This is a genomic window from Stenotrophomonas sp. 80084_Sma (assembly GCF_056481995.1).
Window position 1 is genome coordinate 1,667,359 of record NZ_CM151177.1, and the last position, 22,881, is coordinate 1,690,239.

The following is a 22,881-nucleotide window of genomic DNA, read 5'->3' on the forward strand; positions in this document are numbered from 1 at the left end:
CATGCCCGTTGAAGCCCAGCCGGTAGCCACCGTCGTCGACACGACCGGTGCGCCCGGCTATCTCTCCATTCGTGACCTGCGCAAGGAATTCGACGGTTTCGTCGCCGTCGACGACGTCAACCTGGACGTGCGCAAGGGCGAGATCTTTGCCCTGCTCGGTGGCTCCGGCAGTGGCAAATCGACCCTGCTGCGCTGCCTCGGCGGCTTTGAGACGCCTACCAAGGGCAGCATCACCCTCGATGGCCAGCGCCTGGACGCGCTGCCGCCGTACCAGCGGCCGGTCAACATGATGTTCCAGTCCTACGCCCTGTTCCCGCACATGACGGTCGAGCAGAACATCGCCTTCGGCCTGAAGCAGGATGGCCTGGGTAAGGACGCGATCAGCAAGCGCGTCGGCGAGATGCTCGACCTGGTGCAGATGGGCTACCTGGGCAAGCGCAAGCCGCATCAGCTGTCCGGCGGCCAGCAGCAGCGCGTGGCGCTGGCGCGGTCGCTGGCCAAAGGGCCGAAGCTGCTGTTGCTGGACGAGCCGATGGGCGCGCTGGACAAGAAACTGCGCTCGCAGATGCAACTGGAACTGGTCAGCATCATCGAATCGTCGGGTGTGACCTGCGTGATGGTCACCCACGACCAGGAAGAAGCGATGACCATGGCCACCCGCATCGCGGTGATGGATGCCGGCTGGATCCAGCAGGTCGGCAAGCCGGACGAGGTCTACGAGCAGCCGGCCAACCGCTTCGTCGCCGAGTTCATCGGTTCGGTCAACCTGTTCGACGGGGTGATCGACGAGGACCTTCCCGAGTACGTGACCGTGCGCTCGCCGCTGTTCCCTGCGCCGATCTACATCGCCCATGGCATCACCGGCTATGAAGGGCAGCCGGTCGCGTTCGCGCTGCGCCCGGAAAAGGTGATGATCGGCAAGGACGAGCCGGAAGGGCACACCAACAAGGCGCAGGGCGTGATCGAGGACATTGCCTACTTCGGCAGCCACTCGGTGTACCACGTGCGCCTGCCCAGCGGTGCCAAGGTGCTGGCCAACTTCGCCAACTCGCAGCGCTGGGCCAGCGACGGCCTCACCTGGGGTGACAGCGTGTGGGTGCACTGGCGCGACAACGACGGCGTGGTGCTGACCTCATGAGCGTCGCCGGCCTGAAGCGCTGGCTGCCGGGGCTGCGTGCCACGGTGATCGGCATTCCGTACCTGTGGCTGCTGCTGTTCTTCGCAGTGCCGTTCCTGATCGTGCTGATGATCAGCTTCTCGCTCAGCCGGGTCGGCTCGCCGCCGTACACCTGGCTGCTGCAGTACGCCGACGGCGGCTTCTCGCTGAAGCTGAACCTGGAAAACTACCTGGCGCTGTTCCGCGATTCGATCTATGCGCAGGCGTTCCTGAGCTCGATCAAGATCGCGGCGATCTCGACCTTCCTGACCCTGCTGATCGGCTACCCGATGGCCTATGCCATCGCCCGCCTGTCGCCCGCCGCACGCAACGTGGCAATGATGCTGGTGGTGCTGCCGTCGTGGACCTCGTTCCTGATCCGCGTGTATGCATGGAAGGCGATCCTGGACCGCAACGGCCTGCTCGACCAGTTCCTGCAGTTCACCGGCCTGCAGACGCTGATGACGTCGATGGGCCTGCCGAAACTGCAGCTGATCGACACCCCGACCGCCGCCTATATCGGCATCGTCTACTGCTATCTGCCGTTCATGGTGCTGCCGCTGTACGCCAATCTGGTCAAGCATGACCACCGCCTGCTGGAAGCCGCCTACGACCTTGGTGCCAAGCCGTGGCAGGCGTTCCTGCGCATCACCCTGCCGTTGTCCAAGGCGGGCATCATCGCCGGCTGCATGCTGGTGATGATTCCGGCCATTGGTGAATTCGTGATCCCGGAAATGCTGGGTGGCTCGGAGACGCTGATGGTGGGCCGCCAGCTGTGGAACGAGTTCTTCAACAACCGCAACTGGCCGGGCGCCTCGGCGATGGCGGTGGCGATGATCCTGTTGCTGCTGGTGCCGATCCTGCTGTTCAACCGTTCCCAGCAGCGCCTGCTGGAAGGGAAGCAGGCATGAGTCCGCGTAGCGCAAAGGGCCTGGGGCTGGGCGTGCTGCTGCTCGGCTTCGCCTTCCTGTACCTGCCGATCCTGCTGTTGATGTTCTATTCGTTCAACAGCTCGCGGCTGGCGATGGTCTGGGCCGGGTTCTCCACCCGTGCCTACAGCGACCTGTTCGCCGACCGCGCGCTGATGGATGCGATGTGGACCAGCCTGGTGGTGGCGTTCTGGACCGCTTGTACCGCCACCGTGCTGGGCACGCTGGCGGCGATGGTGATGACGCGCTTCAAGCGCTTCCGTGGCAAGCCGCTGTTCGGCGCGCTGGTCACCGCGCCGCTGGTGATGCCGGATGTGATCCTGGGCTTCTCGTTGATGGCGCTGCTGGCCTCGATGGGCGCGATTCCCGGCTTCCCGGCGCGCGGCCTGACCACCATCTGGATCGCCCATGTCACCTTCACCCTGTGCTTCGTCACCGTGGTGGTGTCCTCGCGGCTGCAGGAAATGGACCTGTCGCTGGAAGAGGCGGCGATGGACCTGGGCGCCAGCCGGTTGACTGTGTTCGGCCGCATCACCCTGCCGATCATCGCACCGGCGCTGGTGGCGGGCTGGCTGCTGGCGTTCACTCTGTCGCTGGATGACGTGGTGGTGGCCAGCTTCGTCGCCACGCCGGGCTCGACCACGCTGCCGATGAAGGTGTTCGCCTCGGTGCGCATGGGCATCAGCCCGAAGATCAACGCACTGGCCACCCTGCTGGTGTCGGCGGTGTCGATCGCCGCGGTGATCGGCTGGTACATCAACGCCCGCGCCGAGAAACGGCGCAAGCGCGACCTGCAGCTGGCGCGGCAGGAAAACGGCTGAGCACACGGTTTGTCGACAGCGTCGGCAACATCCGGCTCACGGCCGGCGGCGCACAATGGGGGTCTTCCAGATGGAGATCCCCCATGACCGTCGAGATTGTCGACCCGGCCACCGGCCAGGTGACCTACCGCCATGAACTGATGGGTGCTGCCGACATCGAGCAGCGCCTGCAGGCTGCTGCCGATGCCTTCCCCGGCTGGGCCGAGCGCTCGCTGCAGGAGCGGGGGGCGATCCTCAAGCAGATCGCTGGCCAACTGCGTGCGCGCCGCGATGATCTGCAGCAGGCGATGACCCACGAGATGGGCAAGCTCAAGGCGGAGGCGCTGGCCGAGGTCGACAAGTGCGCGGCGACCTGCGAGTTCTACGCCGACCACGCCGCTGATTACCTCAAGCCGCAGCTGATCGACACCGAAGCACAGCGCAGCTATGTGCGCTACGAGCCGATCGGCTGCGTGTTCGCGGTGATGCCATGGAATTTCCCGATCTGGCAGGTGTTCCGTTTCCTCGCGCCAGCCTTCATGGCTGGCAACGTGGCCCTGCTCAAGCACGCCAGCAACGTGCCGCAGTGCGCCGACCTGATCCTGGCGGTGTGCCGTGACGGCGGCCTGCCTGATGGCGTGTTCGACGTGCTGCACATCGACAACGACCAGGCCGCCGACGTGCTGCGCGACGCACGGGTGAAGGCGGTGACGCTGACCGGCAGCGAGCGGGCAGGGCGCTCGATCGCCTCCAATGCCGGCAGCCAGCTGAAGAAGTCGGTGATGGAGCTGGGTGGCAGCGATGCCTTCGTGGTGCTCGACGATGCCGACCTCGACAAGACCGTGGCCGCGGCAGTGAAGTCGCGCTTCGACAACAGCGGGCAGACCTGCATCGCGGCCAAGCGCTTCATCGTGGTCGAGGCGGTGGCCGATGAATTCACCCGTCGCTTTGTGCAGGCGGCGGGCGAGCGCCAGTACGGCGATCCCGATGAGCGCGGTACCACGCTGGCGCCCATGGCTCGCGCCGACCTGCGTGACGAACTGCACAAGCAGGTGCAGGCCAGCGTGGCCAAGGGCGCGCGGGTGCTGATCGGTGGTGAGCCGATTGCCGGCACCCATGCCGGCTATCCGGCCACGGTGCTCGACCAGGTCGGCCCGGGCATGCCGGCGTATGACGAGGAGCTGTTCGGGCCGGTGGCCGCAGTGATCCGGGTCAAGGATGAGGCCGAGGCACTGCGCGTGGCCAACGACACCCGCTTCGGCCTGGGCGGCAGCGTGTGGACGCGCGATCCAGTGCGCGGCGAACGTTTCGCGCAGCGCATGGAGTGTGGTGCAGCGTTCGTCAACGCCATCGTCAAGAGCGACGCGCGGCTTCCGTTCGGCGGCAGCAAACAGTCCGGTTTCGGCCGGGAGCTGGCCGACCACGGCATCCATGAGTTCATGAACATCAAGACCGTCTACGTGGCCTGATGCCGCTGCTTCTGTAGAGTCGAGCCATGCTCGACTGCGCTTCGCTCGATTCTACGGAATGCGTCGTATAGCAAGTCGAGCATGGCTCGACTCTACAGAAGGCGGGTCATGCGCCACGGCCAACGGTCGTGGCCTACCTGCGCGGTGGGTATCGACCGTTGGTCGATACCCCTCACAACCACTTCGCGCGCTTGAACAACCGGTACAGCCCCACGCACACACCGCCCACGCCCACGATCATCAGCGGGTACGACCACGGCTCGCTCAACTCCGGCATGTGGCTGAAGTTCATGCCGTACCAGCTGGTGATCAGTGTCGGCGCCGCCAGCAGCGCGGCCCATGCACCCAGCCGCTTGACCGTCTCGCCCTGCGCCAGCGTCACCAGCGACAGGTTCACGCTCAGCGCGGTGCCCAGCATCTCACGCAGCGTGTCGATCACATCGCTGATGCGTACTGCGTGGTCGTGGACGTCGCGGATGTACAGCTTCACTTCGTCGGGGATCAGCTCGCCCTGGTAGCGGCGCAGCTGCGCCAGCACATCCTGCAGCGGTGCCACCGCCATCCGCATCTTGTTCAGTTCGCGCTTGAGCTCGTACAGCCGCACCACCGTGCTGCGCTTGTAGGTGTCGGCGAAGATGTCCTTTTCCAGCAGGTCCAGGGTGTCGCGGAAGCGGTGCACGATCGGCAGGTAGTTGTCGACCACGAAGTCGGTCACCGCGTACAGGCAGTACGACGGGCCCATCTTCAGCAGCTGCGGCTCGCGCTCGACGCGTGCGCGCACCGGCGCGTAGGACAGCGAGGCGCCGTGGCGGACCGTCACCAGGAAGCGCGGGCCGAGGAAGGCATGGGTTTCGCCATACTGGATGCGTTCGTCGACCATCTGCGCGGTGGTCACCACCACGAACAACGAGTTGCCATAGGTCTCGACCTTGGGCCGTTGGTGCGCGTTGCGCGCATCCTCGATGGCCAGGTCGTGCAGGCAGAATTCTTCCTGCAGTTTCAGCAGCACGTCTTCGTTGGGGTCGTACAGGCCGACCCAGACGAAGCCGTTGCCACTGGCAATGACATCGCTGATGGCATCCAGGCTGATGTCGTGGCGCTTGCCCTCGTCATCGTAGTGGACGCAGTTGATGACGCAGGTAGGGTTGGCCGAAGCGGGGGCGGAAGCGGAGGCGGGCAATGACATGCCCGCCATCGTGCGTCAGGGCTGTGTTTTGGACAAGTGAGGAGTACGCCCCAGCACCCATGCCAGCGCGACGTGGACGGGCAGCAGCAGCACGATCCACTGCACGTTGTACTGTGCCTGCAGGCTCAGCCAGTGCAGTACCAGCGCGGCCACCGCCTGTACCGCCAGCAGCCACAGCACGATCCTGAACATGCGGCCCGGCACGCGACGACGCAGCAGGGCGATTGCACCCGGCAACAGCAGCACGGCCAGCGGCGAAAGCAACAGCAGGTTGCGATTGGCCCACGCGGCGTAGTGGATGCTGAAGCCCCACAGGAACACCAGCACGCCACCAAACAGGGCGCACAGCAGCCAGAACGGCAGGGCCAGCCCGGCCAGCAGGCGCGGGCGGTTGCGCAGCGCCAGCACGCCGCCGGCCACGATCAGCCCGAGCAGCAGCCACGGCCACCAGCGGCGCGCGAATTCCTTCGGCTCCGGATCGATACGATGCGGCAGCAGTTCCTGTTCGGACTGCACCAGCGGACGGCCATCGGTGTTGCGTGCCTGGCGCAGCGCATCGGCCAGGCGCATCGGCACGAAGGCTTCCTGCCAGCGCGACAGCGGCTGGTCGGCGAACGGCCCAAGGCCGACATCGAAGCCCAGCCACATCCACGGTGCCGGCGACGCCAGGCGGACCGATTCACTGCGGTAGGTGTTGCCGCGCGAGCGCCCCGACAGCTGCGACTGCAGGCCGCCACCCAATGCCTTGTCCACCGTGTCGCGCACCATCGTGGCGCAGTTGGCGGTGTAGTAATCGTAGTGGTAGCGCGCGTTTTCCGGCTTGGCCCGCTCGGCCAGGTCGGCGGCCAGCGCACGCGCCTGGTCCGGGCGCAGGTCCAGCCACTGCACGCTGGCGCCACGGCCGGTCTCGTCGTAGTAGGACAGGTCCTGCTGCAACGGCAGCGCCACCAGGTAATACATCATGTCGCCGCGTGCGAAGCGGCTGATGAAATCGTCCTCGGACGGATCGAAGTAGCCGAAGTTGTACGAGGTTGCCTCGCCGCTGACCGGATCGACCACGACGATGGCGTCGTGGCCGAAGCGTTCGAAGAACACGGTGCCCGGCTGCATGGTCACCACGCCGATGCGCGGGGCAGGGGCTTCAGCGTTGGTCGCGGGTACGGCAGGTGTGGCTGCGACCGGCTGCGCGAAGGCGGCCAGCGGCAGGGCCATGGCCAGCACGCACAGTGCCAGCCACACCATGAGGATCAGGCCGCGGCGCTTCAAGCGTCGTCCTGCGCGTCCGGCGGCAGCACGGTCACGTGGAAGGCCTGTACCCGGCGCGCATCGGCGCGGGCCACGCGGAACATGAAGCGATCCAGCGCCAGCTCGTCACCGACTTCCGGCAGATGGCCCACGGCCTCGGTGACCAGGCCGCCGATGGTGTCGTAGTCCTCGTCGGAGAACGTCGCGCCGAAGCGCTCGTTGAAGTCGCCGATCGGGGTCAGCGCGTCGACCACGTACTGGCCGTCGGACTGGATGGCGATCTGCGCCGAGGGATCTTCAGCCTCGTCATGCTCATCGTCGATCTCGCCGACGATCTGTTCCAGCACGTCCTCGATGGTGACCAGGCCGGCGACACCGCCGTACTCGTCCACCACGATGGCCATGTGGTTGCGCGACAGGCGGAATTCCTTCAGTAGCACGTTGAGCTTCTTCGCTTCCGGGATCAGCACCGCCGGGCGCAGCAGCTCGCGCACGTTGGCCGGGCCGTTGTCGGCAACCACGCCGCGCAGCAGGTCCTTTGCCAACAGGATGCCAAGGATGTCGTCCTTGTTCTCGCCGTGTACCGGGAAGCGCGAATGGCCGGATTCGACCACCTGCTTCATCAGTTCCAGGAAGGGCGCTTCAACCGGCAGCGAGACCATCTGCGAGCGCGAAATCATCACGTCGCCCACGGTCAGCTCGGCCACCGAAATGGCGCCTTCCATCATCTTCAGGGTATCGGCGGCGATCAGACCCTCTTCCTGCGCGGTGTGCAGGACAGCGACCAGCTCGTCGCGGGTATGGGGTTCGCCGGAGAAGGCGGAGGTCAGGCGTTCAAGCCAGCCGCGCTTCTTTTCACTGTGCTCCGCAGGGGAGCTACTACTGTCGTCTTCTGACATCTCTGGAAAAAAGGCACCCGGCAGGCCGGGCGTTGACCCAAGTCTAGCAGGATGTGACGGCCTGTCAGTGACTGCCGGTGGCCGGGGTTGGGGCGGCCGGGGCCGGCTCCTCCTCGGGCAGGTCCAGGCTGTAGGTGCAGCCGGCCAGGGTCTTGCCGGGGTGGGAGGCCACGGTGGAGACGCTGAGGATGATCGACTCGATCTGGGCCTCGCCGGTCTTCGGGTCGGTCACGTCGCGGCTGACCAGTTCGCGACCGGCCATGAACTTGCCGTCCTGGTCGTAGCCGGTCTCCAATTCCAGCCGTTTGGCCAGCGGGCGTGGGTCGGCCTGGTCGAGCACCGCCATGATGCTGGCGCCGGCCACCGCCACCCGCTCGGTCTGTTGGCCGAAGACGGTGATCGGGCTGGCCAGCCGGAACTCGCTCATGAACTGGTTGCCCTGCGGCAGCGGCTGCAGGCCCTGGGCCACGGCCTTCAGCGGATCGGCCAGCAGCGGCGCCAGCGCGGCCTGCTCGGCCACGCCCTGGCGGCATTCGATCAGGGCCGGCAGGTCCAGGCTGGTGGCGAAGGCGGAGGGAGCGGCGAGGGCACAGAGCAGGGGCAGGCAGCAGCGCAGTGACACGGTCGGTTTCCGCAGGCGAAGGGCCGCCATCATAGCCCCGGCGAGCGCCGGAACAGCCCGGTGAGAAGGCGCAGGAAACCGGTCATCGCCCGCCGCACGACCATCAGTGAGAGGGTCAGCACGACCGCAAGCATGGCGACCTGCATCGATTGCCCCGCGATGCGCGCCACCGCCGGCCACAGGCCCGGGCTGGTCAGCCAGGGCATCAGTTCCGCTGCCGCGGTCCTGGCCACTTTCATGTAGATCACAGCCAGCACGAACAGCACCAGCAGCGAGGTGCGGCTGGCGTGGAAGAACGGGAGTGCGTTCACGGAGCGGCCCAGGCGGCGGTGCACGATCATCCGCCACAGGACCGGAAGGGTCAGTGCACCCACCAGCGTCAGCACCATCGACGTTTCAAGCAGGCCGGGGAGATGGGCCGGTTCCAACCGTCCGCTGAGGTGCGGGCCGATCATGCCGATCGCCAGCCCGGCCAGCAGGCACACGGGCGAGAGCAGGGCCACGCTGCGCAGCAGCCAGTGCCTGCCGCTGGGGGCGCGGGCGCCGACGCGGCGCACGGTATAGGCACCCAGCACCAGCAGCATGGCGAACAAGGTGGCGCCGATCACAAACATCATTGAGCCGTTTCCCGAGGTCATCCTTGTTCCTCTCGTGTTCCTGGCAACGGGCGGTGGCCCGCTCAGCGCTCGCCCGCGTATGGATCGTCGATGCCCAGCTCGGCCAGGATTTCCCGCTCCAGCTGCTCCATCACCTCGGCTTCCTTGTCGTCCTCGTGGTCCCAGCCGAGCAGGTGCAGCACGCCGTGCACGGTCAGATGCGCGTAATGGGCATTGAGTGCCTTGCCCTGTTCGTCGGCCTCCCGTGCCACGACCGGAGCACAGATCACCAGGTCACCCAGCAGCGGGAACTTGACGCCCTTGGGCAGGCCTTCTGGCACTTCGGCCGGGAAGCTGAGCACGTTGGTGGCGTAGTCCTTGCCGCGGTAATGGCGGTTCAGCGACTGTCCTTCCTTGGCATCGACCACGCGGATGGCCAGATCGGCCTCGCGGATGCGGCCCTTCAACGCGGCGGCCACCCACTTGCGGAAGCTCACTGCCGCCGGCAGGCCGGCGCGCGGCAGGGCATAGCTGACGGCGACGTCCAATCGCACGGGACCACGGGTCATGGAGTTGCTCCAGGTTGGATCTGATGCAGGTCGCGGCGGTCGTACGCGCTCACGATGCGCGCGACCAGCGGGTGGCGGACCACGTCACGGGATTCGAAGAAGGTGAAGCTGACGCCCTCGACCTCACGCAGCACGTCGATGGCGTCGCGCAGGCCGGACTTCACGTGCTTGGGCAGGTCGGTCTGGGTCAGGTCACCGGTGACCACCGCAGTGGAGCCGTAGCCCAGGCGGGTCAGGAACATCTTCATCTGCTCGATGGTGGTGTTCTGTGCTTCGTCCAGGATCACGAACGCATCGTTGAGCGTGCGGCCGCGCATGTAGGCCAGCGGCGCGATCTCGATGACGTTCTTCTCCAGCAGCTTGACCACCTTTTCCACGCCCATCATCTCGTACAGGGCGTCGTACAGCGGTCGCAGGTAGGGATCGACCTTCTGGCTCAGGTCGCCGGGCAGGAAGCCAAGCTTCTCGCCGGCCTCCACCGCCGGGCGCACCAGGATCAGGCGCTGCACCCGCGATTCATTCAGGGCTTCGACCGCGCTGGCCACGGCCAGGAAAGTCTTGCCGGTGCCGGCCGGGCCGATGCCGAAGTTGATGTCGTGGGTGGCGATCTGGTGCAGGTAACGGCCCTGGTTGGCGCCGCGGCCGCGCACTGTGCCGCGCTTGACCTTGATCGCAACCTCCTGCGCTTCGTAGGAGCGCTCGGCGATCTGCTCGACATTGGCCTGCGCCAGGCGCAGGTGGATGGCGTGGTTGTCGAAGGTCGTTTCGCCGGCTTCGGCGTACAGCGCTTCAACCAGCTTCTGCGCCTCGACGATGGCTTCGTTGGGGCCGCTGATGCGGAACACGAAGCCACGATTTGCGATCTCCACGCCGAGCTTCAGCTCGATCTGGCGCAGGTGCCCGTCGAAGGGGCCGCACAGGTTGGCCAGTCGCTCGTTGTCTTCCGGCGACAGGGTGAAGTCTCGATGATCGATGCTTTTCATTGCTTGGGGTGGGGCGGACGCCTTCCACCGCAGTGTATTCAGGGAGGACAAGGGTAGCGCGCGTGCGGGGCACACGGCCAGCAGACGGTCGATACAGCGTTTTCCACACCCGGTGTGGACGGGGCACGCGGAAACCTGTGGATAGACCTTCGCAATGCTTGTGCCACAAGGCCCATGAGGTCCTGGTGAAAAAAGCGTCATGGTCGCCGGTCGCTACGGCAGCACTGCCACGGGGCGCCTGCACGGGGGGCATTCATCGTGATGGCAGTGCAGGTTTCGTTGCCGGGCGAGCAACAGCGCCGGGTCCTGCCGGATTTCCACAACGGTTGTGGAATGATGCCGAATCAACCTGTGGATAGGTGGTGCGGAGCCTTGCAGCAAAAGGCTTGCCCACGCGTGGTGAAAAAACCGTCAGGGCTGATTGGAATCATTGAGGGTGCACGGGGCACATGGCACCGTGTCGCCGTCGCAGGAGGGGATGGCATGGGCATCGGCAACGGGATGCGTGGAATCGGACTGGCGGGCATCGGCCTGCTGGTGGGGTGTGGGCAGTCAACGCCGACTGCGCTGGGCACGCTGGAGTGGGACCGGATCACGGTGCCGGCACCGGCGGCCGAAGTGATCGCCACGGTGGAGGTGCGCGAGGGCCAGCAGGTCAAGGCCGGGACCGTGCTGATGCAGCTGGACCCGGCGCGGGGAGACGCGCAGTTCGCCGCAGCGCAGGCTGATACGGCGCGTGCGCAGGCGCAGCTGGAAGAACTGCAGATCGGCCCACGCCAGGAGCAGATCGCTCAGGCCCAGGCACAACTGGCCGCGTTGCGCGCACAGGCTGCCGAAGCAAGTGCCTATTACCGACGGGTCCAGCCGTTGGCGCAGCAGCGCCTGATCGCCGCCGCCGAACTGGATCGCGCACGTGCCGCCGCCGGCAATGCCGAGGCCAGCGTGCGTGCCGCCGAACAGGCCTGGCTGGAGCAGGTGCACGGCAGCCGTGTGCAGGATATCGCCCAGGGCCAGGCGGCCGCCGATGCCGCACGGGCACAGCAGGTGGTACAGAGCGTGAACCTGCAGAAGCTGCAGTTGCGTGCACCGCGCGACGGGGTAGTCGATGCATTGCCCTACCGGCAGGGGGACCAGGCACCGATCGGTGCGCCGCTGGCAGTGATGCTGGTCGGCGAGCGCCCCTATGCGCGCGTCTACCTGCCGCAACCGCTGCGTCTGCAGGTCAAGGTCGGGCACGCCGCGCAGATACAGCTGGAAGGCGGCAACACCGTGCTGAAGGGGCATGTACGTGCGATCCGTAGCGAACCATCGTTCACGCCGTACTACGCACTGACCGGCGATGACGTCGAACGGCTGAGCTATCTGGCCGAGATTGAAGTGGACGGGAACAGCGACATGCAGAAACTGCCAGCGGGTCTTCCGATACAGGTGCGCTTCTGAACACCGGTGCGGACATCGCGGTGCATGCGCAGGGCCTGACCCGCCGCTTCGGCGAGCTGCTGGCCGTGGACAACGTCGACCTGACCGTACCGCGCGGACAGGTATACGGTTTTCTGGGCCCGAACGGGTCTGGCAAGTCGACCACCATCCGCATGCTGTGCGGCCTGCTGGAACCCAGCGCAGGGCAGATCGAGGTGCTGGGGTTGGCGGTGCCGGAGCAGGCAGAGGCGCTGCGCCGGCGCATCGGCTACATGACCCAGCGCTTCTCGCTGTACGAAGACCTGTCGGTGCGCGAGAACCTGGAGTTCCTCGCCGCCATCCAGGACCTGCCGCGTGCGCAGGCCCGGCAGCGGATCAAGGCGCTGCTGCAGCAATACCGGCTGCAGGACCGCCAGCCACAACTGGCTGGCACGCTCAGTGGTGGCCAGAAGCAGCGCCTGGCCCTGGCCGGTGCCGTGGTGCATTCGCCCGAACTGCTGTTCTTGGACGAGCCGACCAGTGCGGTCGATCCCGAATCGCGCCGCGATTTCTGGGAAGCCCTGTTCGAGCTGGCCGATGCCGGCACGACGGTGCTGGTGTCGACCCACTACATGGACGAGGCCGAGCGTTGCCACCGGCTGGCGATCCTCGATCGAGGCGCGCTGGTCGCCGACGGCACGCCGGCCGAACTGTGTGCACGGCTGGACGGCCGCACGCTGCAGGTCACCTCGACGCAGCCGCGCCAGGCCAGCCGCGCACTGTCTGAGCTGCCCGGCGTGCTGAGCGTGGCGCAGATCGGCACCCAGCTGCGGGTATTGTGCAGCGAGGATGTCGCGGACGCCGCCGCATTGCGGCGCGCGCTGGCCAGCGCCGATCCGCAGGCCCGCATCGAGGCGGTGGCACCGAACCTGGAAGACGTGTTCGTGGCGGCCACCCGCGGCCGTGGCCGGGAGCCGGCGGCATGAACCTGCGCCGCCTGTGGGCGATCATGCTCAAGGAGCTGCGGCAGCTGCGCCGCGACCGCATCACGCTGGCGATGATCGTCGGCATTCCGGTGATGCAGCTGCTGCTGTTCGGCTGCGCGATCAATCTCAACCTGCGCCATCTCAACGCCGGTGTCGCCGACCAGGCCAACAGCGCGGCGTCACGCGCGCTGGTGCAGGACATGGTCGCCACCGGCGTGATCACGCCGCGCAGCGAGGCGTACACGCCCGATCAACTGATGCAGGCGCTGCGCCGTGGCGAAATCAGTGTCGGCATCGTGGTGCCGGCCGACTTTGAGCGTCGTCGCTTCGATGGACGCGAAGCGGTACAGGTGCTGGTCGACGGCAGCGACACCGTGGTGCAGAGCGCAGCGATCCAGCTGGCACAGGTGCCGCTGGATACGCGTCCGACCAGCAACACGCGGCCGCTGCGCGAAGGCAGCATCGCTGGTGGTCCGATCAGCGTGACCAGCTTCTACAACCCGCAGCGGCGTTCGGCGGTGAACATCGTGCCGGGCCTGATCGGGGTGATCCTGACCATGACCCTGGTGATGTTCACGGCCGTAGCGGTGGTGCGCGAACGCGAGCGCGGCAACATGGAACTGCTGATCGCCACACCGGTGTCGCGCAGCGAACTGATGGTCGGCAAGGTTCTGCCCTATGCGGCTATCGGTCTGCTGCAGACCACGCTGGTATTGGTGCTGGGCACCTGGCTGTTCCAGGTGCCGATCCGCGGCAGCCTGCTGGACATCTATCTGGCCGCGGTGCTGCTGGTGCTGGCCAACCTGGCGCTGGGCCTGCTGATCTCCACGCGCGCGCGCTCGCAGTTCCAGGCGATGCAGATGACGCTGTTCCTGTTCCTGCCGTCGATCCTGTTGTCGGGCTTCATGTTCCCGTTCGTCGGCATGCCACGGCCGGTGCAGTGGCTGGCCGAAGTGCTGCCGCTGACCCACTTCCTGCGCCTGGTGCGCGGCATCATGCTGCGCGGCGCCTCGCTGTGGGAGCTGTGGCACGATGCACTGGCGCTGCTGGCCTTCATCGTGGTGATGATGACTCTGGCGATCCTGCGTTTCCGCAAGCGATTGGATTGAGGCATGCCATCCGGTAGTGCCGGCCGCTGGCCGGCATCAACTCCGGTGGGTGCCGACCGTTGGTCGGCACACCCTAACCTTATTCCGCCACCACCCGCGCGCGCAGCGAATTGGTCAGCGCTTCGGTGATCACCACGTCCACGAACTGGCCGATCAATCGTGCCGGCGCCGGGAAATTCACCGAACGCATGTTCTCGGTTTTGCCGGTCAGTTCGTTCGGGTTCTTCCGCGAAGGACCTTCCACCAGCACCGTCTGCACGGTACCGACCATCTTTTCGGAAATGCCGGCAGCGTGCGCATTGATGCGTTCCTGCAGGCGCGACAGGCGCGCGTGCTTCTCGGCATCGCTGATCGTGTCCTCCAGATCCGCAGCCGGTGTACCCGGGCGACGCGAATAGATGAAGGAGAAGCTGTGGTCGAAGCCGATGTCCTCGATCAGCTTCATGGTCTTCTCGAAGTCGGCATCGGTCTCGCCGGGGAAACCGACGATGAAGTCCGAGCTGATCGAGATGTCCGGGCGCACCGCGCGCAGCTTGCGGATCTTCGACTTGAATTCCAGTGCGGTGTAGCCACGCTTCATCGCCGACAGCACGCGGTCGCTGCCTGCTTGTACCGGCAGGTGCAGGAAGTTGGCCAGCTGCGGCACGTCGCGGAACGCGTCGATCAGCGAATCGCTGAACTCCAGCGGATGCGAGGTGGTGAAGCGGATGCGGCCGACGCCATCGATCTCGGCGATGGTGCGGATCAGCAGGCCGAGGTCGGCGAACTCGCCGTCCCCATAGGGCCCACGGTAGGCGTTGACGTTCTGGCCGAGCAGGTTGATCTCACGCACGCCCTGTGCAGCCAGCTGCGCCACCTCCACCACCACGTCCTCGAACGGGCGGCTGACTTCGGTACCGCGGGTGTAGGGCACCACGCAGAACGAGCAGTACTTGGAACAACCTTCCATGATCGAGACGAAGGCCGAAGCACCTTCGGCGCGTGGCTCGGGCAGGCGGTCGAACTTCTCGATCTCAGGGAAGCTGATGTCCACCTGCGGGCGCTTCTGCTCGCGCCGTGCACGGATCAATTCCGGCAGGCGGTGCAGGGTCTGCGGGCCGAACACCAGGTCGACGAACGGCGCGCGCTTGATGATTGCCTCGCCTTCCTGCGAAGCGACGCAGCCGCCCACGCCGATGATGACCTCGCGGCCCTTGTTCTTCAGGCTCTTCCATACGCCCAGCTGGCTGAATACCTTCTCCTGCGCCTTCTCGCGGATGGAGCAGGTATTGACCAGGATGACGTCGGCGTCGTCCGGGCTGTCGGTCAGTTCCAGCCCATCGCTGGCGGCAAGCACGTCGGCCATCTTGGCCGAGTCGTACTCGTTCATCTGGCAACCGTGGGTCTTGATGTACAGCTTGCCTTTCACCTGGTCGGGCTTGCGCGGACCGGCGGGCAGGGCAACGAGCGGGGTACCGCCCGGCGTGGCGGGCGGAAAGACGTCTGGCGTCCCGGTCATGGCGCTTAATCCATTCGGGTGGCGGGAAAGCGGGCAATTCTACCCGCATCCCAGCGCGCGCGCCGGCCCAGTAGAGCCAGGCCATGCCTGGCTGCTTTCCGTCCCGCAGGCACGGCGGGCGGGTCATGCACGCATGGCGTGGATCTACTGGAATTCCGGGTCCCCCCGGTAGCGCCCGGCCGCGCCCGTCGGCATGCCTCAGGCCGCTGCCAGCTCCGCATCGATCTGCCGCGAACGGTCGAAAGCGGTCATCGCACTCATCCGTGCAATGTAATCAGCCGTGGCCGGCGCCGGCTGCACCAGGCCAAAGGCGGTGGTCCAGGCCAGCGCATTGCCCCACAGCACGTCGGCGGCGCTCATCGTCTCGCCGAGCAGGTACGGCCCCTGCGCCAGCTGGGCTTCGATCACCTGCAGCACCGTCTCCGCGTCGTTGTAGGGCGACATCAGGCGCGGCGGCGGCTCGCGATGCATCGCCTTGTCGATCATCGCCGGCTCGAAACAGGCGCCGTAGAAGGCCATCCAGCGCAGGTAGGGGCCGCGCAGGGCGTCGCCGATCGGCGGGGCCAGCCCGGCTTCCGGGTACAGGTCGGCCAGGTACAGGTAAATCGCCACCTGCTCGGTCACCAGTGCGCCGTTGTGGACGATAGCCGGCACCTTGCCCATCGGGTTGATGGCCAGGTAGGCCGGGGCCAGGTTGGCGCCGGCCTTCAGGTCCAGCACCTGCATGCGGTAGTCGGCACCCAGCGCTTCGAGCAGGGCCACGGCGCCGCTCGAGCGTGAACGGGCGGCGTGGTACAGGGTGATCTGGCGGGATGTCATGGCATTGCTCCTTGCGGTGGGTGGTGAACTGGAGCTCATCCTGGGGCACTATTGCGGACGACTTCTGTCCTCGATCCTTCATGCGCCATACCGCCCATCGACTGTTGCGCCTGATCGCCCTGCTGCAGGCCCGTCGCCAGTGGTCCGGGGCCGAGTTGGCCGAGCGCATGGGCGTGGACCGGCGCAGCATCCGCCGTGACATCGAGCGCCTGCGCGAGCTGGGTTACCCGGTACAGGCCTCGGCCGGCGTTGGTGGCGGCTACCAGCTGGGGTCCGGCGCGCCGGTGTTGCCGATGCTGCTGGACGAGGAGGAGGCGACCACCCTGGCCATCGCGCTGCGTGCGGCCTCGGCCACCGTCGCCGGGATCGACGACACCGCGCGTGGCCTGCTGTCCAAGCTCGACCCGCTGGTGCCGGCCCGCCGTCGCCAGCAGGCAGGCGAGGTGCATGCAGCGACGGCTACCCTGTCCGATCTTCCGTCAACCGATGCACGCCTGCTGGGCCGGCTGGCCCTGCATTGCCGGCAGGCGGCGCGGCTGGCCTTCGAGTACCGTAGTGCGCAGGACGCGGTGACCCAGCGCGAGGTCGAGGCCCAGCACCTGGTCAACTACGGGCGGCGCTGGTACCTGCTGGCCTGGGATCTGGGCCGGCAGGACTGGCGCACCCTGCGAGTGGACCGGATGGGCGAGGTGCGTGAGTGCTCCGAGCCGGGCATGCACCGGCGCACCCCGGCGCCGCCGGACGTGATGGTGCGGCAGGCGGTCAGCCAGGCCCCGTTCGCGCTGCAGGCCATCGTCCGTCTGGCCGGCAGCCGCGCCGAGCTGGAAGGTCGCATTCCACCCTGGTGCGGGGTGCTGGAGGCGGACGGCACCGAGCACTGCCTGCTGCGCATGGGTGCTGAGAGCCGGGGCATGATGCTGGCGCAGATCCTGAGCCTGGACCGCGTGCCGGTGGCGCTGTGGACCACGCCGCCGGGCCTGCGCGACGAACTGGCCCAGCGCCTGGCCGGGCTCGGCCAGGTACTGGCTGTGCCGCCGGTCACAGGCTGAGCCACATCGCTTGGCAAGCCCCGGCGAAGCTGGGACACTCGCCGCCATGAAGGGGATACTGGGGACAACGGCGATCATCATCGCTGCGCTGACCGCTGCGCCGGCCAGCGCCGGAACCCTGTACAAGTGCCAGGGCCCTGACGGCGTCACCAGTTATGTGAGCAAGCGGGTGGCGGGTGCGCGCTGCAGTACCATCAGCTACAGCCGCGACCCCCGTCCGGCGCCGCGCCCCGTCGTGGCCGCGCCCAGGCCGACGCCGACCGCAGTGGCCAGCATCGAACGCAATCCGGTGGCCGTTGCCGCCAGCGCCGCAACGCCGGCAGCGGCCGCGCCGACATCTGCATCCGCGCCCGCAGCTGCTCCAGCACAGCCGGTCGCCCCGCGCGCCGGACGCATGGTCAGCGGCCAGGTCTATTCCTTCATGAAGGACGGCGTGCGCCACTACACCAGTGCGCGCCCGACCCAGGTCGCCAATCTCGGCCCGGTCCGGACCATCCGCTACAGTTTCATGGAGCGCTGCTACGCGTGCGGGGTCAATCCACGCGTGGACTTCGGCACCGTGCGCCTGAACACCTCGGCCTTCCAGGCCGAGATCACCTCGGCCGCGCGCGAGTTCGGTGTGGAAGAGGCTGTGGTGCGCGCGATCATCCACGCCGAGTCGGCCTACAACCCGACCGCGCTCAGCCGCGCGGGTGCGCAGGGACTGATGCAGCTGATGCCGCCAACCGCCGCGCGCTTCGGGGTCAGTGATTCCTACGATGCCGGGCAGAACATCCGTGGCGGCGTGCAGTATCTTGCATGGCTGCTGAAGCGCTTCAATGGCGACCTGACCCTTGCCGCCGCCGGCTACAACGCCGGCGAAGGCGCGGTCGACCGCCACGGTGGCGTGCCGCCCTACAGCGAAACCCAGTACTACGTGCGCCGGGTCGGGCAGCTGGCCGAGCGTTACCGCACCGCATTGACGCACCAGTAGTGCCGGCCGCTGGCCGGCAACCCCTGGGCAATGGCCGGTACCGACCGGCCGCTGGCCGGCAACCCCGCAATCAATGTTGTTGCAATGCGTTGTGTGGCGCGCGACGGTTCCGCTACACTCGACCGTGATTCAATGCGGCTCTGGCCCCCACCGGATCCGCTGGCAGCCTTAAAGCTACCTAATCAATATCGGAGTGCCGGATGGCCAACGATGGGGTACACGATCCAGTCAACACCGGACGTCGGCGTTTTCTTTCTGCCACCACAGCCGTGGTGGGCGCCGTCGGCGTCGGATTCACCGCAGTTCCTTTCATCAAATCCTGGAACCCCAGTGCCCGCGCCAAGCTTGCCGGCGCACCGGTGGTGGCCGACATCAGCGCCCTGCAGGAAGGCCAACGCCTGATCGTGGAATGGCGTGGCCAGCCGATCTGGATCGTCAAACGGTCCAAGGCGATCCTCGATGCGCTGCACGGGCTGGATGGCCGTCTCAAGGACCCCGAGTCCGGCGAGAAGGACCAGCAGCCGGAGTACGTGCTGAAGCAGAACCCCGAGCTGCGCTCGATCAAGCCGGACATCTCCGTGCTGGTCGGCCTGTGCACGCACCTGGGCTGCTCGCCGGAAATGGTCGCCGAGATCCGGCCTGAACCCTACGACCCGCAGTGGAAGGGCGGTTACTTCTGCCCCTGCCACAAGTCGCGCTTCGACATGTCCGGCCGCGTCTTCAAGGACGTGCCGGCGCCGATCAACCTGAAGGTGCCCGCGCACCACTACCAGGACGACAACACCATCATCATCGGTGTCGATCCGCAGGGGGCTGCCTGATGGCCAATATCCTCAGCCGTACCGCCAGCGGCGTGGCCGACTGGGTCAATGCCCGGGCACCGGGCCTGATGCCGGTGTACCGCAAGCACGTCAGCGAGTACTACGCGCCGAAGAACTTCAACATCTGGTACTACTTCGGTTCGCTGGCGCTGCTGGTGCTGGTCAACCAGATCGTCACCGGCATCTTCCTGACGATGCACTACAAGACCAACGCCGCCGAGGCGTTCGGTTCCATCGAATACATCATGCGCGATGTGGAGTGGGGCTGGCTGATCCGCTACATGCACTCCACCGGGGCCTCGCTGTTCTTCATCGTGGTCTACCTGCACATGTTCCGCGGCCTGCTGTACGGCAGTTACCAGAAGCCGCGCGAGCTGGTGTGGATCCTGGGCATGCTGATCTACCTGGTGCTGATGGCCGAAGCGTTCATGGGCTACGTGCTGCCGTGGGGCCAGATGTCGTTCTGGGGCGCCAAGGTGATCATCTCGCTGTTCGGCGCCATACCGGTGATCGGCAACGGCCTGACCGAGTGGATCATGGGCGACTACCTGCCCAGTGACGCCACGCTCAACCGCTTCTTCGCGCTGCATGTCATCGCTTTGCCGCTGGTGCTGTTGCTGCTGGTGGTGCTGCACCTGGGTGCGCTGCATGAAGTGGGGTCGAACAACCCGGACGGGGTGGAGATCAAGAAGGGGCCGAAGGGCAACCGCTGGTCGCCGAACGCGCCGGCCGACGGCATCCCGTTCCACCCGTACTACACGCTCAAGGACGGTGTCGGCGCCGGCTTCCTGCTGATCATCGCCGCCTTCATCATCTTCTTCGCGCCCGGTTTCGGCGGCCTGTTCCTGGAGCACGACAACTTCACCGAGGCCAACCGCCTGGTGACCCCGGAGCACATCAAGCCGGTCTGGTACTACACGCCGTACTACGCGATGTTGCGCGTGGTGCCGAACAAGCTGGGCGGCGTGCTCGTGATGTTCTCGGCCATCGCGATCCTGTTCCTGGTGCCGTGGCTGGACAAGGCGAAGGTGAAATCGGTGCGCTACCGCGGCTGGATCTCGAAGGTGATGCTGGGCGTACTGGCGGTGTGCTTCGTCTGGCTGGGCGTGATCGGTTCCGGCCCAGGCACCGACGTGCACGAGACCTACATCGGGCGGGTGCTGACCTTCCTGTACTTCGCGTTCTTCATCACCATGCCGCTATGGACAAGGTTGGACAGGACCAAGCCGGTACCGGAGAGGGTGACAACCCATGACTGAACGCTGGATGGTCCGGCTGGCCCTGACGGCCGCCCTGATGCTGGGCAGTTTCCTGGCCTCCGCCGCCGAGGGCGGCACCAAGCTGCTGCAGGCCGGCAACGATCTCGGTGACCGCGCCTCGCTGCAGCGCGGCGCGCAGCTGTACATGAACTACTGCTCCGGCTGCCATGCGCTGAAGTACCTGCGCTATTCGCGGATGGCGCAGGACCTGGGCCTGACCGAGGAAGAGGTGATGAACAACCTCAACTTCACCGGCTCGGCGATCGGTGACCCGATTCCGGTGGCGATGCCCAAGGAGAACGCCGAGAAGTGGTTCGGCAAGATGCCGCCGGACCTCAGCCTGATCGCGCGCGTGCGCGGCAGTGACTGGGTCTACACCTACCTCAAGTCGTTCTACCTGGACAGCAGCCGGCCGCTGGGCTGGAACAACGCGCTGTTCGCCAACGCGTCCATGCCCAACCCGCTGTGGGAAATGCAGGGCCTGCAGCATGCCGTGCATGGCAAGCCGGAGGCGCCGGGCATGGACCCGCCGGTGACCGGCCTGCGCCTGGAAACGCCAGGCAACGTCGATGCCGGACAGTACGACCAGGCCGTGCGTGACATCACCAACTTCCTCGAATACGCCGGCGAACCGGCCGCGCTCAAGCGCCAGCAGCTGGGCGTGTGGGTGATCCTGTTCCTGGCCCTGCTGACCTTCCTGCTGTACCTGCTGAAGAAGGAATACTGGAAGGACGTTCACTGAATTCACTGCCGCCGACCATCACACGGGCCTATTGGCTTTTGTGATGGTCGGTTGCACACTCGGGGAGGAGTCGATCGCTGGCACGGTGCCGGCGGCGCCGATGCGGCAGGCGGTCTCCTGTCGTGGGAGAGCCTTTGATGGCGGCGAGCGTACGCATGCGCAATACACTGACGCTGTTTTCCTCGAACGACGACGTACTGTGCCACCGTGTACGCCTGGTCCTGGCGGCCAAGGGTGTGACCTTCGACTTCGTTCCGGTCGATCCACAGAACCCGCCTGAAGACCTGATCGACCTCAATCCGTACCACTCGGTGCCGACCCTGGTCGAACGCGAACTGGTGCTTTACGCCGCGTCGGTGGTCAGCGAATACCTCGATGAGCGCTACCCGCATCCGCCGCTGATGCCGGTCGATCCGCTGTCGCGTGCCCGCATCCGGTTGGCCATGCTGCGCATCGAGCACGACTGGGTGCCGCAGGTGCAGGCCATCCAGCTGGGCAACAAGACCCAGGCCGAGGCCGGTCGCAAGCGCCTGAAAGAACTGCTGACGGCCTCGTTGCCACTGTTCAAGGCCAGCAAGTTCTTCCTCAACCCGGAAATGAGCCTGGCCGACTGCGCGATGGCGCCGATCATCTGGCGCCTGCAGTCGCTGGATGTGCCGCTGCCGAAGGACGGCAAGGCGATTGAAGACTACGGCAACCGCATCTTCCGCCATCCGGGATTTGTCCGCAGCCTGACCGACCAGGAAAAGAAGCTGCGCGATCTGCCGGGCTGATCCCGTCTTGCTTTACCCGTCTGCACGCCGACCGGCGTGCAGGCGATCCGCCCCGGCGGGGCGCCGGGCGCGTACACTTCACGCATGACCGAAGACTTCTTCCACATGACCAGCCACCGCCCGTACCTGCTGCGGGCGCTGGTGGAATGGATCAACGACAACCAGCTGACCCCGCACATCCTGGTCGACGCCGGCGTCCCCGGCGTGCAGGTCCCGCCTTCGGCGGTCAAGGATGGCCGGGTTGTGCTCAACATCGCCGAACGCGCTGTCGTGCGGCTGATGATCGACAACGAGATGGTGAGCTTCTCGGCGCGCTTCTCCGGCACCAGCTACCCGGTGCAGGTGCCGATCAGTGCCGTGCTGGCCGTCTATGCCCGCGAGACCGGGCAGGGCATGGCACTGCCGGATGACATTCCGGGCAGCGAAACTGCGCCGACCAGCGACGAACTGCTGCATGAGGAAGGCACTCCGCCGGACGATACCCCGCCGGCCAGTCCGCCGCCCAAGGGTCGCCCGAACCTGCGCGTGGTCAAGTAATCCCTCTGACGCCGCCCCGATGGGCGGCGTTTTCCTTTACAGGATTTACCGGTGGGTGCCGACCGTTGGTCGGCACTCAAAGCCCTTAGACATCCTCGGCATCCTCCGCATCCGGCCGGATCTGGCTGATCCGCGCCGCGCCCGGGCCAGTGAACGAGATCAACTGGTCGCCGCGCAGCACCATGCGGCCCACGTGGCGATCGATGCCATCGTAGGAATACTCGAACTTGAACGTGCGCTCGAAACCGAGCCGGCCATCCTCGCCGCGCGACAGGCGCAGGCCGGTGGCATGCACCGCCTGGTCCAGCCATTGCACGTCGGCTGCGCGGCAGGCATTTCGACCCAGCTCGACCGCGCGCTCGGCGGCCGAACGCGCAGCGTTCCAGAAGAAGTAGATGATTCCGCCGGCAATCAGCAACAGCAGCAGGGTGGGCATGGCGTCAGCCGTCAGAGGTCGATTCCG

Annotated in this window: 24 protein-coding genes; 14 read left to right on the plus strand and 10 right to left on the minus strand. The window is 66.4% G+C overall.

Going from position 1 to position 22,881, the window contains the following annotated elements; all coding sequences use genetic code 11:
- The first annotated feature begins 1 nt into the window (after nucleotide 1).
- The 4 genes from ACZK3W_RS07765 to ACZK3W_RS07780 all read left to right on the plus strand — a co-directional run bounded on the left by ACZK3W_RS07765 (nucleotide 2) and on the right by ACZK3W_RS07780 (nucleotide 4,354).
- Complete coding sequence (locus ACZK3W_RS07765) at nucleotides 2-1,138, plus strand: ABC transporter ATP-binding protein (RefSeq protein ID WP_478450621.1); 1,137 nt, start codon at nucleotides 2-4, stop codon at nucleotides 1,136-1,138.
- Entirely contained in the window at nucleotides 1,135-2,067 is a 933-nt protein-coding gene (locus ACZK3W_RS07770; RefSeq protein ID WP_049399899.1) for an ABC transporter permease subunit, read from the plus strand. Before ACZK3W_RS07765 ends, ACZK3W_RS07770 begins: the two co-directional genes overlap by 4 nt.
- Entirely contained in the window at nucleotides 2,064-2,906 is an 843-nt protein-coding gene (locus ACZK3W_RS07775) for an ABC transporter permease subunit (RefSeq protein WP_253143299.1), read from the plus strand. The genes ACZK3W_RS07770 and ACZK3W_RS07775 overlap by 4 nt, the downstream gene beginning before the upstream one ends.
- 83 nt (nucleotides 2,907-2,989) lie before the next feature.
- Entirely contained in the window at nucleotides 2,990-4,354 is a 1,365-nt protein-coding gene (locus tag ACZK3W_RS07780) for an NAD-dependent succinate-semialdehyde dehydrogenase (RefSeq protein WP_180837462.1), read from the plus strand.
- 172 nt (nucleotides 4,355-4,526) lie between these two features.
- On the opposite strand, the gene ACZK3W_RS07785 is transcribed toward ACZK3W_RS07780, so the two are convergent.
- The 7 genes from ACZK3W_RS07785 to ACZK3W_RS07815 all read right to left on the minus strand — a co-directional run bounded on the left by ACZK3W_RS07785 (nucleotide 4,527) and on the right by ACZK3W_RS07815 (nucleotide 10,454).
- A complete protein-coding gene (locus tag ACZK3W_RS07785) occupies nucleotides 4,527-5,549 on the minus strand; it encodes a magnesium and cobalt transport protein CorA (protein ID WP_125893509.1) in 1,023 nt (340 codons plus the stop codon).
- A 6-nt stretch (nucleotides 5,550-5,555) separates the two neighbouring features.
- On the minus strand, nucleotides 5,556-6,806 hold the full coding sequence (locus ACZK3W_RS07790) for a lipoprotein N-acyltransferase Lnb domain-containing protein (RefSeq protein WP_125893511.1): 1,251 nt from the start codon (nucleotides 6,804-6,806) through the stop codon (nucleotides 5,556-5,558).
- On the minus strand, nucleotides 6,803-7,684 hold the full coding sequence (locus ACZK3W_RS07795) for an HlyC/CorC family transporter (RefSeq protein WP_005408827.1): 882 nt from the start codon (nucleotides 7,682-7,684) through the stop codon (nucleotides 6,803-6,805). Before ACZK3W_RS07795 ends, ACZK3W_RS07790 begins: the two co-directional genes overlap by 4 nt.
- 64 nt (nucleotides 7,685-7,748) lie before the next feature.
- Nucleotides 7,749-8,336: a hypothetical protein gene (locus ACZK3W_RS07800; RefSeq protein ID WP_182267537.1), complete on the minus strand. Its 588-nt coding sequence runs from the start codon at nucleotides 8,334-8,336 to the stop codon at nucleotides 7,749-7,751.
- Nucleotides 8,336-8,923 carry a hypothetical protein gene (locus ACZK3W_RS07805; protein WP_260467285.1) on the minus strand — a complete coding sequence of 196 codons (588 nt, stop codon included), beginning with the start codon at nucleotides 8,921-8,923 and terminating at the stop codon, nucleotides 8,336-8,338. Before ACZK3W_RS07805 ends, ACZK3W_RS07800 begins: the two co-directional genes overlap by 1 nt.
- Nucleotides 8,924-8,985: 62 nt before the next feature.
- The gene (gene ybeY / locus ACZK3W_RS07810) at nucleotides 8,986-9,471 is read right to left on the minus strand and encodes an rRNA maturation RNase YbeY (protein WP_478450622.1); all 486 of its coding nucleotides are present in this window, start codon (nucleotides 9,469-9,471) and stop codon (nucleotides 8,986-8,988) included.
- On the minus strand, nucleotides 9,468-10,454 hold the full coding sequence (locus ACZK3W_RS07815; protein ID WP_019337148.1) for a PhoH family protein: 987 nt from the start codon (nucleotides 10,452-10,454) through the stop codon (nucleotides 9,468-9,470). The genes ybeY and ACZK3W_RS07815 overlap by 4 nt, the downstream gene beginning before the upstream one ends.
- 483 nt (nucleotides 10,455-10,937) lie before the next feature.
- Between ACZK3W_RS07815 and ACZK3W_RS07820 the strand changes: the two genes are divergently transcribed.
- From ACZK3W_RS07820 to ACZK3W_RS07830, 3 genes are read left to right on the plus strand one after another with little or no spacing between them, the layout of a single operon-like run.
- Nucleotides 10,938-11,894, plus strand: coding sequence for an HlyD family secretion protein (locus tag ACZK3W_RS07820; RefSeq protein WP_478450623.1), 957 nt, complete (start codon nucleotides 10,938-10,940; stop codon nucleotides 11,892-11,894).
- A gap of 20 nt (nucleotides 11,895-11,914) precedes the next feature.
- Nucleotides 11,915-12,838 (plus strand): ABC transporter ATP-binding protein, encoded by a 924-nt coding sequence (locus ACZK3W_RS07825; RefSeq protein ID WP_125893517.1) that lies wholly within the window; start codon nucleotides 11,915-11,917, stop codon nucleotides 12,836-12,838.
- Nucleotides 12,835-13,947 carry an ABC transporter permease gene (locus ACZK3W_RS07830; protein WP_478450624.1) on the plus strand — a complete coding sequence of 371 codons (1,113 nt, stop codon included), beginning with the start codon at nucleotides 12,835-12,837 and terminating at the stop codon, nucleotides 13,945-13,947. Before ACZK3W_RS07825 ends, ACZK3W_RS07830 begins: the two co-directional genes overlap by 4 nt.
- A 79-nt stretch (nucleotides 13,948-14,026) precedes the next feature.
- Here ACZK3W_RS07830 and miaB read toward each other — a convergent pair whose 3' ends face one another.
- Entirely contained in the window at nucleotides 14,027-15,445 is a 1,419-nt protein-coding gene (gene miaB, locus ACZK3W_RS07835) for a tRNA (N6-isopentenyl adenosine(37)-C2)-methylthiotransferase MiaB (RefSeq protein WP_125893521.1), read from the minus strand.
- 198 nt (nucleotides 15,446-15,643) lie between these two features.
- Entirely contained in the window at nucleotides 15,644-16,264 is a 621-nt protein-coding gene (locus ACZK3W_RS07840) for a glutathione S-transferase family protein (RefSeq protein WP_012510589.1), read from the minus strand.
- Between the two features lie 80 nt (nucleotides 16,265-16,344).
- Here ACZK3W_RS07840 and ACZK3W_RS07845 point away from each other — a divergent pair, with 80 nt between their 5' ends.
- The 7 genes from ACZK3W_RS07845 to ACZK3W_RS07875 all read left to right on the plus strand — a co-directional run bounded on the left by ACZK3W_RS07845 (nucleotide 16,345) and on the right by ACZK3W_RS07875 (nucleotide 22,418).
- Complete coding sequence (locus ACZK3W_RS07845; protein WP_293794655.1) at nucleotides 16,345-17,313, plus strand: helix-turn-helix transcriptional regulator; 969 nt, start codon at nucleotides 16,345-16,347, stop codon at nucleotides 17,311-17,313.
- A gap of 46 nt (nucleotides 17,314-17,359) precedes the next feature.
- Nucleotides 17,360-18,286 carry a lytic transglycosylase domain-containing protein gene (locus ACZK3W_RS07850; RefSeq protein WP_125893525.1) on the plus strand — a complete coding sequence of 309 codons (927 nt, stop codon included), beginning with the start codon at nucleotides 17,360-17,362 and terminating at the stop codon, nucleotides 18,284-18,286.
- Between the two features lie 200 nt (nucleotides 18,287-18,486).
- Nucleotides 18,487-19,107 (plus strand): ubiquinol-cytochrome c reductase iron-sulfur subunit, encoded by a 621-nt coding sequence (gene petA, locus ACZK3W_RS07855; protein WP_010486121.1) that lies wholly within the window; start codon nucleotides 18,487-18,489, stop codon nucleotides 19,105-19,107.
- Nucleotides 19,107-20,366, plus strand: coding sequence for a cytochrome b (locus tag ACZK3W_RS07860; RefSeq protein ID WP_032128877.1), 1,260 nt, complete (start codon nucleotides 19,107-19,109; stop codon nucleotides 20,364-20,366). Before petA ends, ACZK3W_RS07860 begins: the two co-directional genes overlap by 1 nt.
- A complete protein-coding gene (locus tag ACZK3W_RS07865) occupies nucleotides 20,359-21,108 on the plus strand; it encodes a cytochrome c1 (protein ID WP_032128878.1) in 750 nt (249 codons plus the stop codon). The genes ACZK3W_RS07860 and ACZK3W_RS07865 overlap by 8 nt, the downstream gene beginning before the upstream one ends.
- A 137-nt stretch (nucleotides 21,109-21,245) precedes the next feature.
- On the plus strand, nucleotides 21,246-21,881 hold the full coding sequence (locus ACZK3W_RS07870; RefSeq protein WP_032128879.1) for a glutathione S-transferase N-terminal domain-containing protein: 636 nt from the start codon (nucleotides 21,246-21,248) through the stop codon (nucleotides 21,879-21,881).
- An 84-nt stretch (nucleotides 21,882-21,965) separates the two neighbouring features.
- Nucleotides 21,966-22,418, plus strand: coding sequence for a ClpXP protease specificity-enhancing factor (locus ACZK3W_RS07875; RefSeq protein ID WP_019659028.1), 453 nt, complete (start codon nucleotides 21,966-21,968; stop codon nucleotides 22,416-22,418).
- An 85-nt stretch (nucleotides 22,419-22,503) separates the two neighbouring features.
- Here ACZK3W_RS07875 and ACZK3W_RS07880 read toward each other — a convergent pair whose 3' ends face one another.
- Entirely contained in the window at nucleotides 22,504-22,854 is a 351-nt protein-coding gene (locus ACZK3W_RS07880; protein ID WP_049423257.1) for a DUF3301 domain-containing protein, read from the minus strand.
- Nucleotides 22,855-22,881: the final 27 nt, after the last annotated feature.

What these genes read in the sequence shown, in the direction of transcription:
- ACZK3W_RS07830 (WP_478450624.1), top strand. Translation starts at nt 12,835, where the DNA reads ATGAACCTGCGCCGCCTGTGGGCGATCATGCTCAAGGAGCTGCGGCAG.
- ACZK3W_RS07770 (WP_049399899.1), top strand. Translation starts at nt 1,135, where the DNA reads ATGAGCGTCGCCGGCCTGAAGCGCTGGCTGCCGGGGCTGCGTGCCACG.
- ACZK3W_RS07815 (WP_019337148.1), bottom strand. Translation starts at nt 10,454, where the DNA reads ATGAAAAGCATCGATCATCGAGACTTCACCCTGTCGCCGGAAGACAAC.
- ACZK3W_RS07880 (WP_049423257.1), bottom strand. Translation starts at nt 22,854, where the DNA reads ATGCCCACCCTGCTGCTGTTGCTGATTGCCGGCGGAATCATCTACTTC.
- ACZK3W_RS07820 (WP_478450623.1), top strand. Translation starts at nt 10,938, where the DNA reads ATGGGCATCGGCAACGGGATGCGTGGAATCGGACTGGCGGGCATCGGC.
- ACZK3W_RS07850 (WP_125893525.1), top strand. Translation starts at nt 17,360, where the DNA reads ATGAAGGGGATACTGGGGACAACGGCGATCATCATCGCTGCGCTGACC.
- ybeY (WP_478450622.1), bottom strand. Translation starts at nt 9,471, where the DNA reads ATGACCCGTGGTCCCGTGCGATTGGACGTCGCCGTCAGCTATGCCCTG.
- ACZK3W_RS07780 (WP_180837462.1), top strand. Translation starts at nt 2,990, where the DNA reads ATGACCGTCGAGATTGTCGACCCGGCCACCGGCCAGGTGACCTACCGC.
- ACZK3W_RS07875 (WP_019659028.1), top strand. Translation starts at nt 21,966, where the DNA reads ATGACCGAAGACTTCTTCCACATGACCAGCCACCGCCCGTACCTGCTG.
- ACZK3W_RS07785 (WP_125893509.1), bottom strand. Translation starts at nt 5,549, where the DNA reads ATGGCGGGCATGTCATTGCCCGCCTCCGCTTCCGCCCCCGCTTCGGCC.
- miaB (WP_125893521.1), bottom strand. Translation starts at nt 15,445, where the DNA reads ATGACCGGGACGCCAGACGTCTTTCCGCCCGCCACGCCGGGCGGTACC.
- ACZK3W_RS07775 (WP_253143299.1), top strand. Translation starts at nt 2,064, where the DNA reads ATGAGTCCGCGTAGCGCAAAGGGCCTGGGGCTGGGCGTGCTGCTGCTC.
- ACZK3W_RS07865 (WP_032128878.1), top strand. Translation starts at nt 20,359, where the DNA reads ATGACTGAACGCTGGATGGTCCGGCTGGCCCTGACGGCCGCCCTGATG.
- petA (WP_010486121.1), top strand. Translation starts at nt 18,487, where the DNA reads ATGGCCAACGATGGGGTACACGATCCAGTCAACACCGGACGTCGGCGT.
- ACZK3W_RS07870 (WP_032128879.1), top strand. Translation starts at nt 21,246, where the DNA reads ATGGCGGCGAGCGTACGCATGCGCAATACACTGACGCTGTTTTCCTCG.
- ACZK3W_RS07840 (WP_012510589.1), bottom strand. Translation starts at nt 16,264, where the DNA reads ATGACATCCCGCCAGATCACCCTGTACCACGCCGCCCGTTCACGCTCG.
- ACZK3W_RS07800 (WP_182267537.1), bottom strand. Translation starts at nt 8,336, where the DNA reads ATGGCGGCCCTTCGCCTGCGGAAACCGACCGTGTCACTGCGCTGCTGC.
- ACZK3W_RS07860 (WP_032128877.1), top strand. Translation starts at nt 19,107, where the DNA reads ATGGCCAATATCCTCAGCCGTACCGCCAGCGGCGTGGCCGACTGGGTC.
- ACZK3W_RS07805 (WP_260467285.1), bottom strand. Translation starts at nt 8,923, where the DNA reads ATGATGTTTGTGATCGGCGCCACCTTGTTCGCCATGCTGCTGGTGCTG.
- ACZK3W_RS07795 (WP_005408827.1), bottom strand. Translation starts at nt 7,684, where the DNA reads ATGTCAGAAGACGACAGTAGTAGCTCCCCTGCGGAGCACAGTGAAAAG.
- ACZK3W_RS07845 (WP_293794655.1), top strand. Translation starts at nt 16,345, where the DNA reads ATGCGCCATACCGCCCATCGACTGTTGCGCCTGATCGCCCTGCTGCAG.
- ACZK3W_RS07765 (WP_478450621.1), top strand. Translation starts at nt 2, where the DNA reads ATGCCCGTTGAAGCCCAGCCGGTAGCCACCGTCGTCGACACGACCGGT.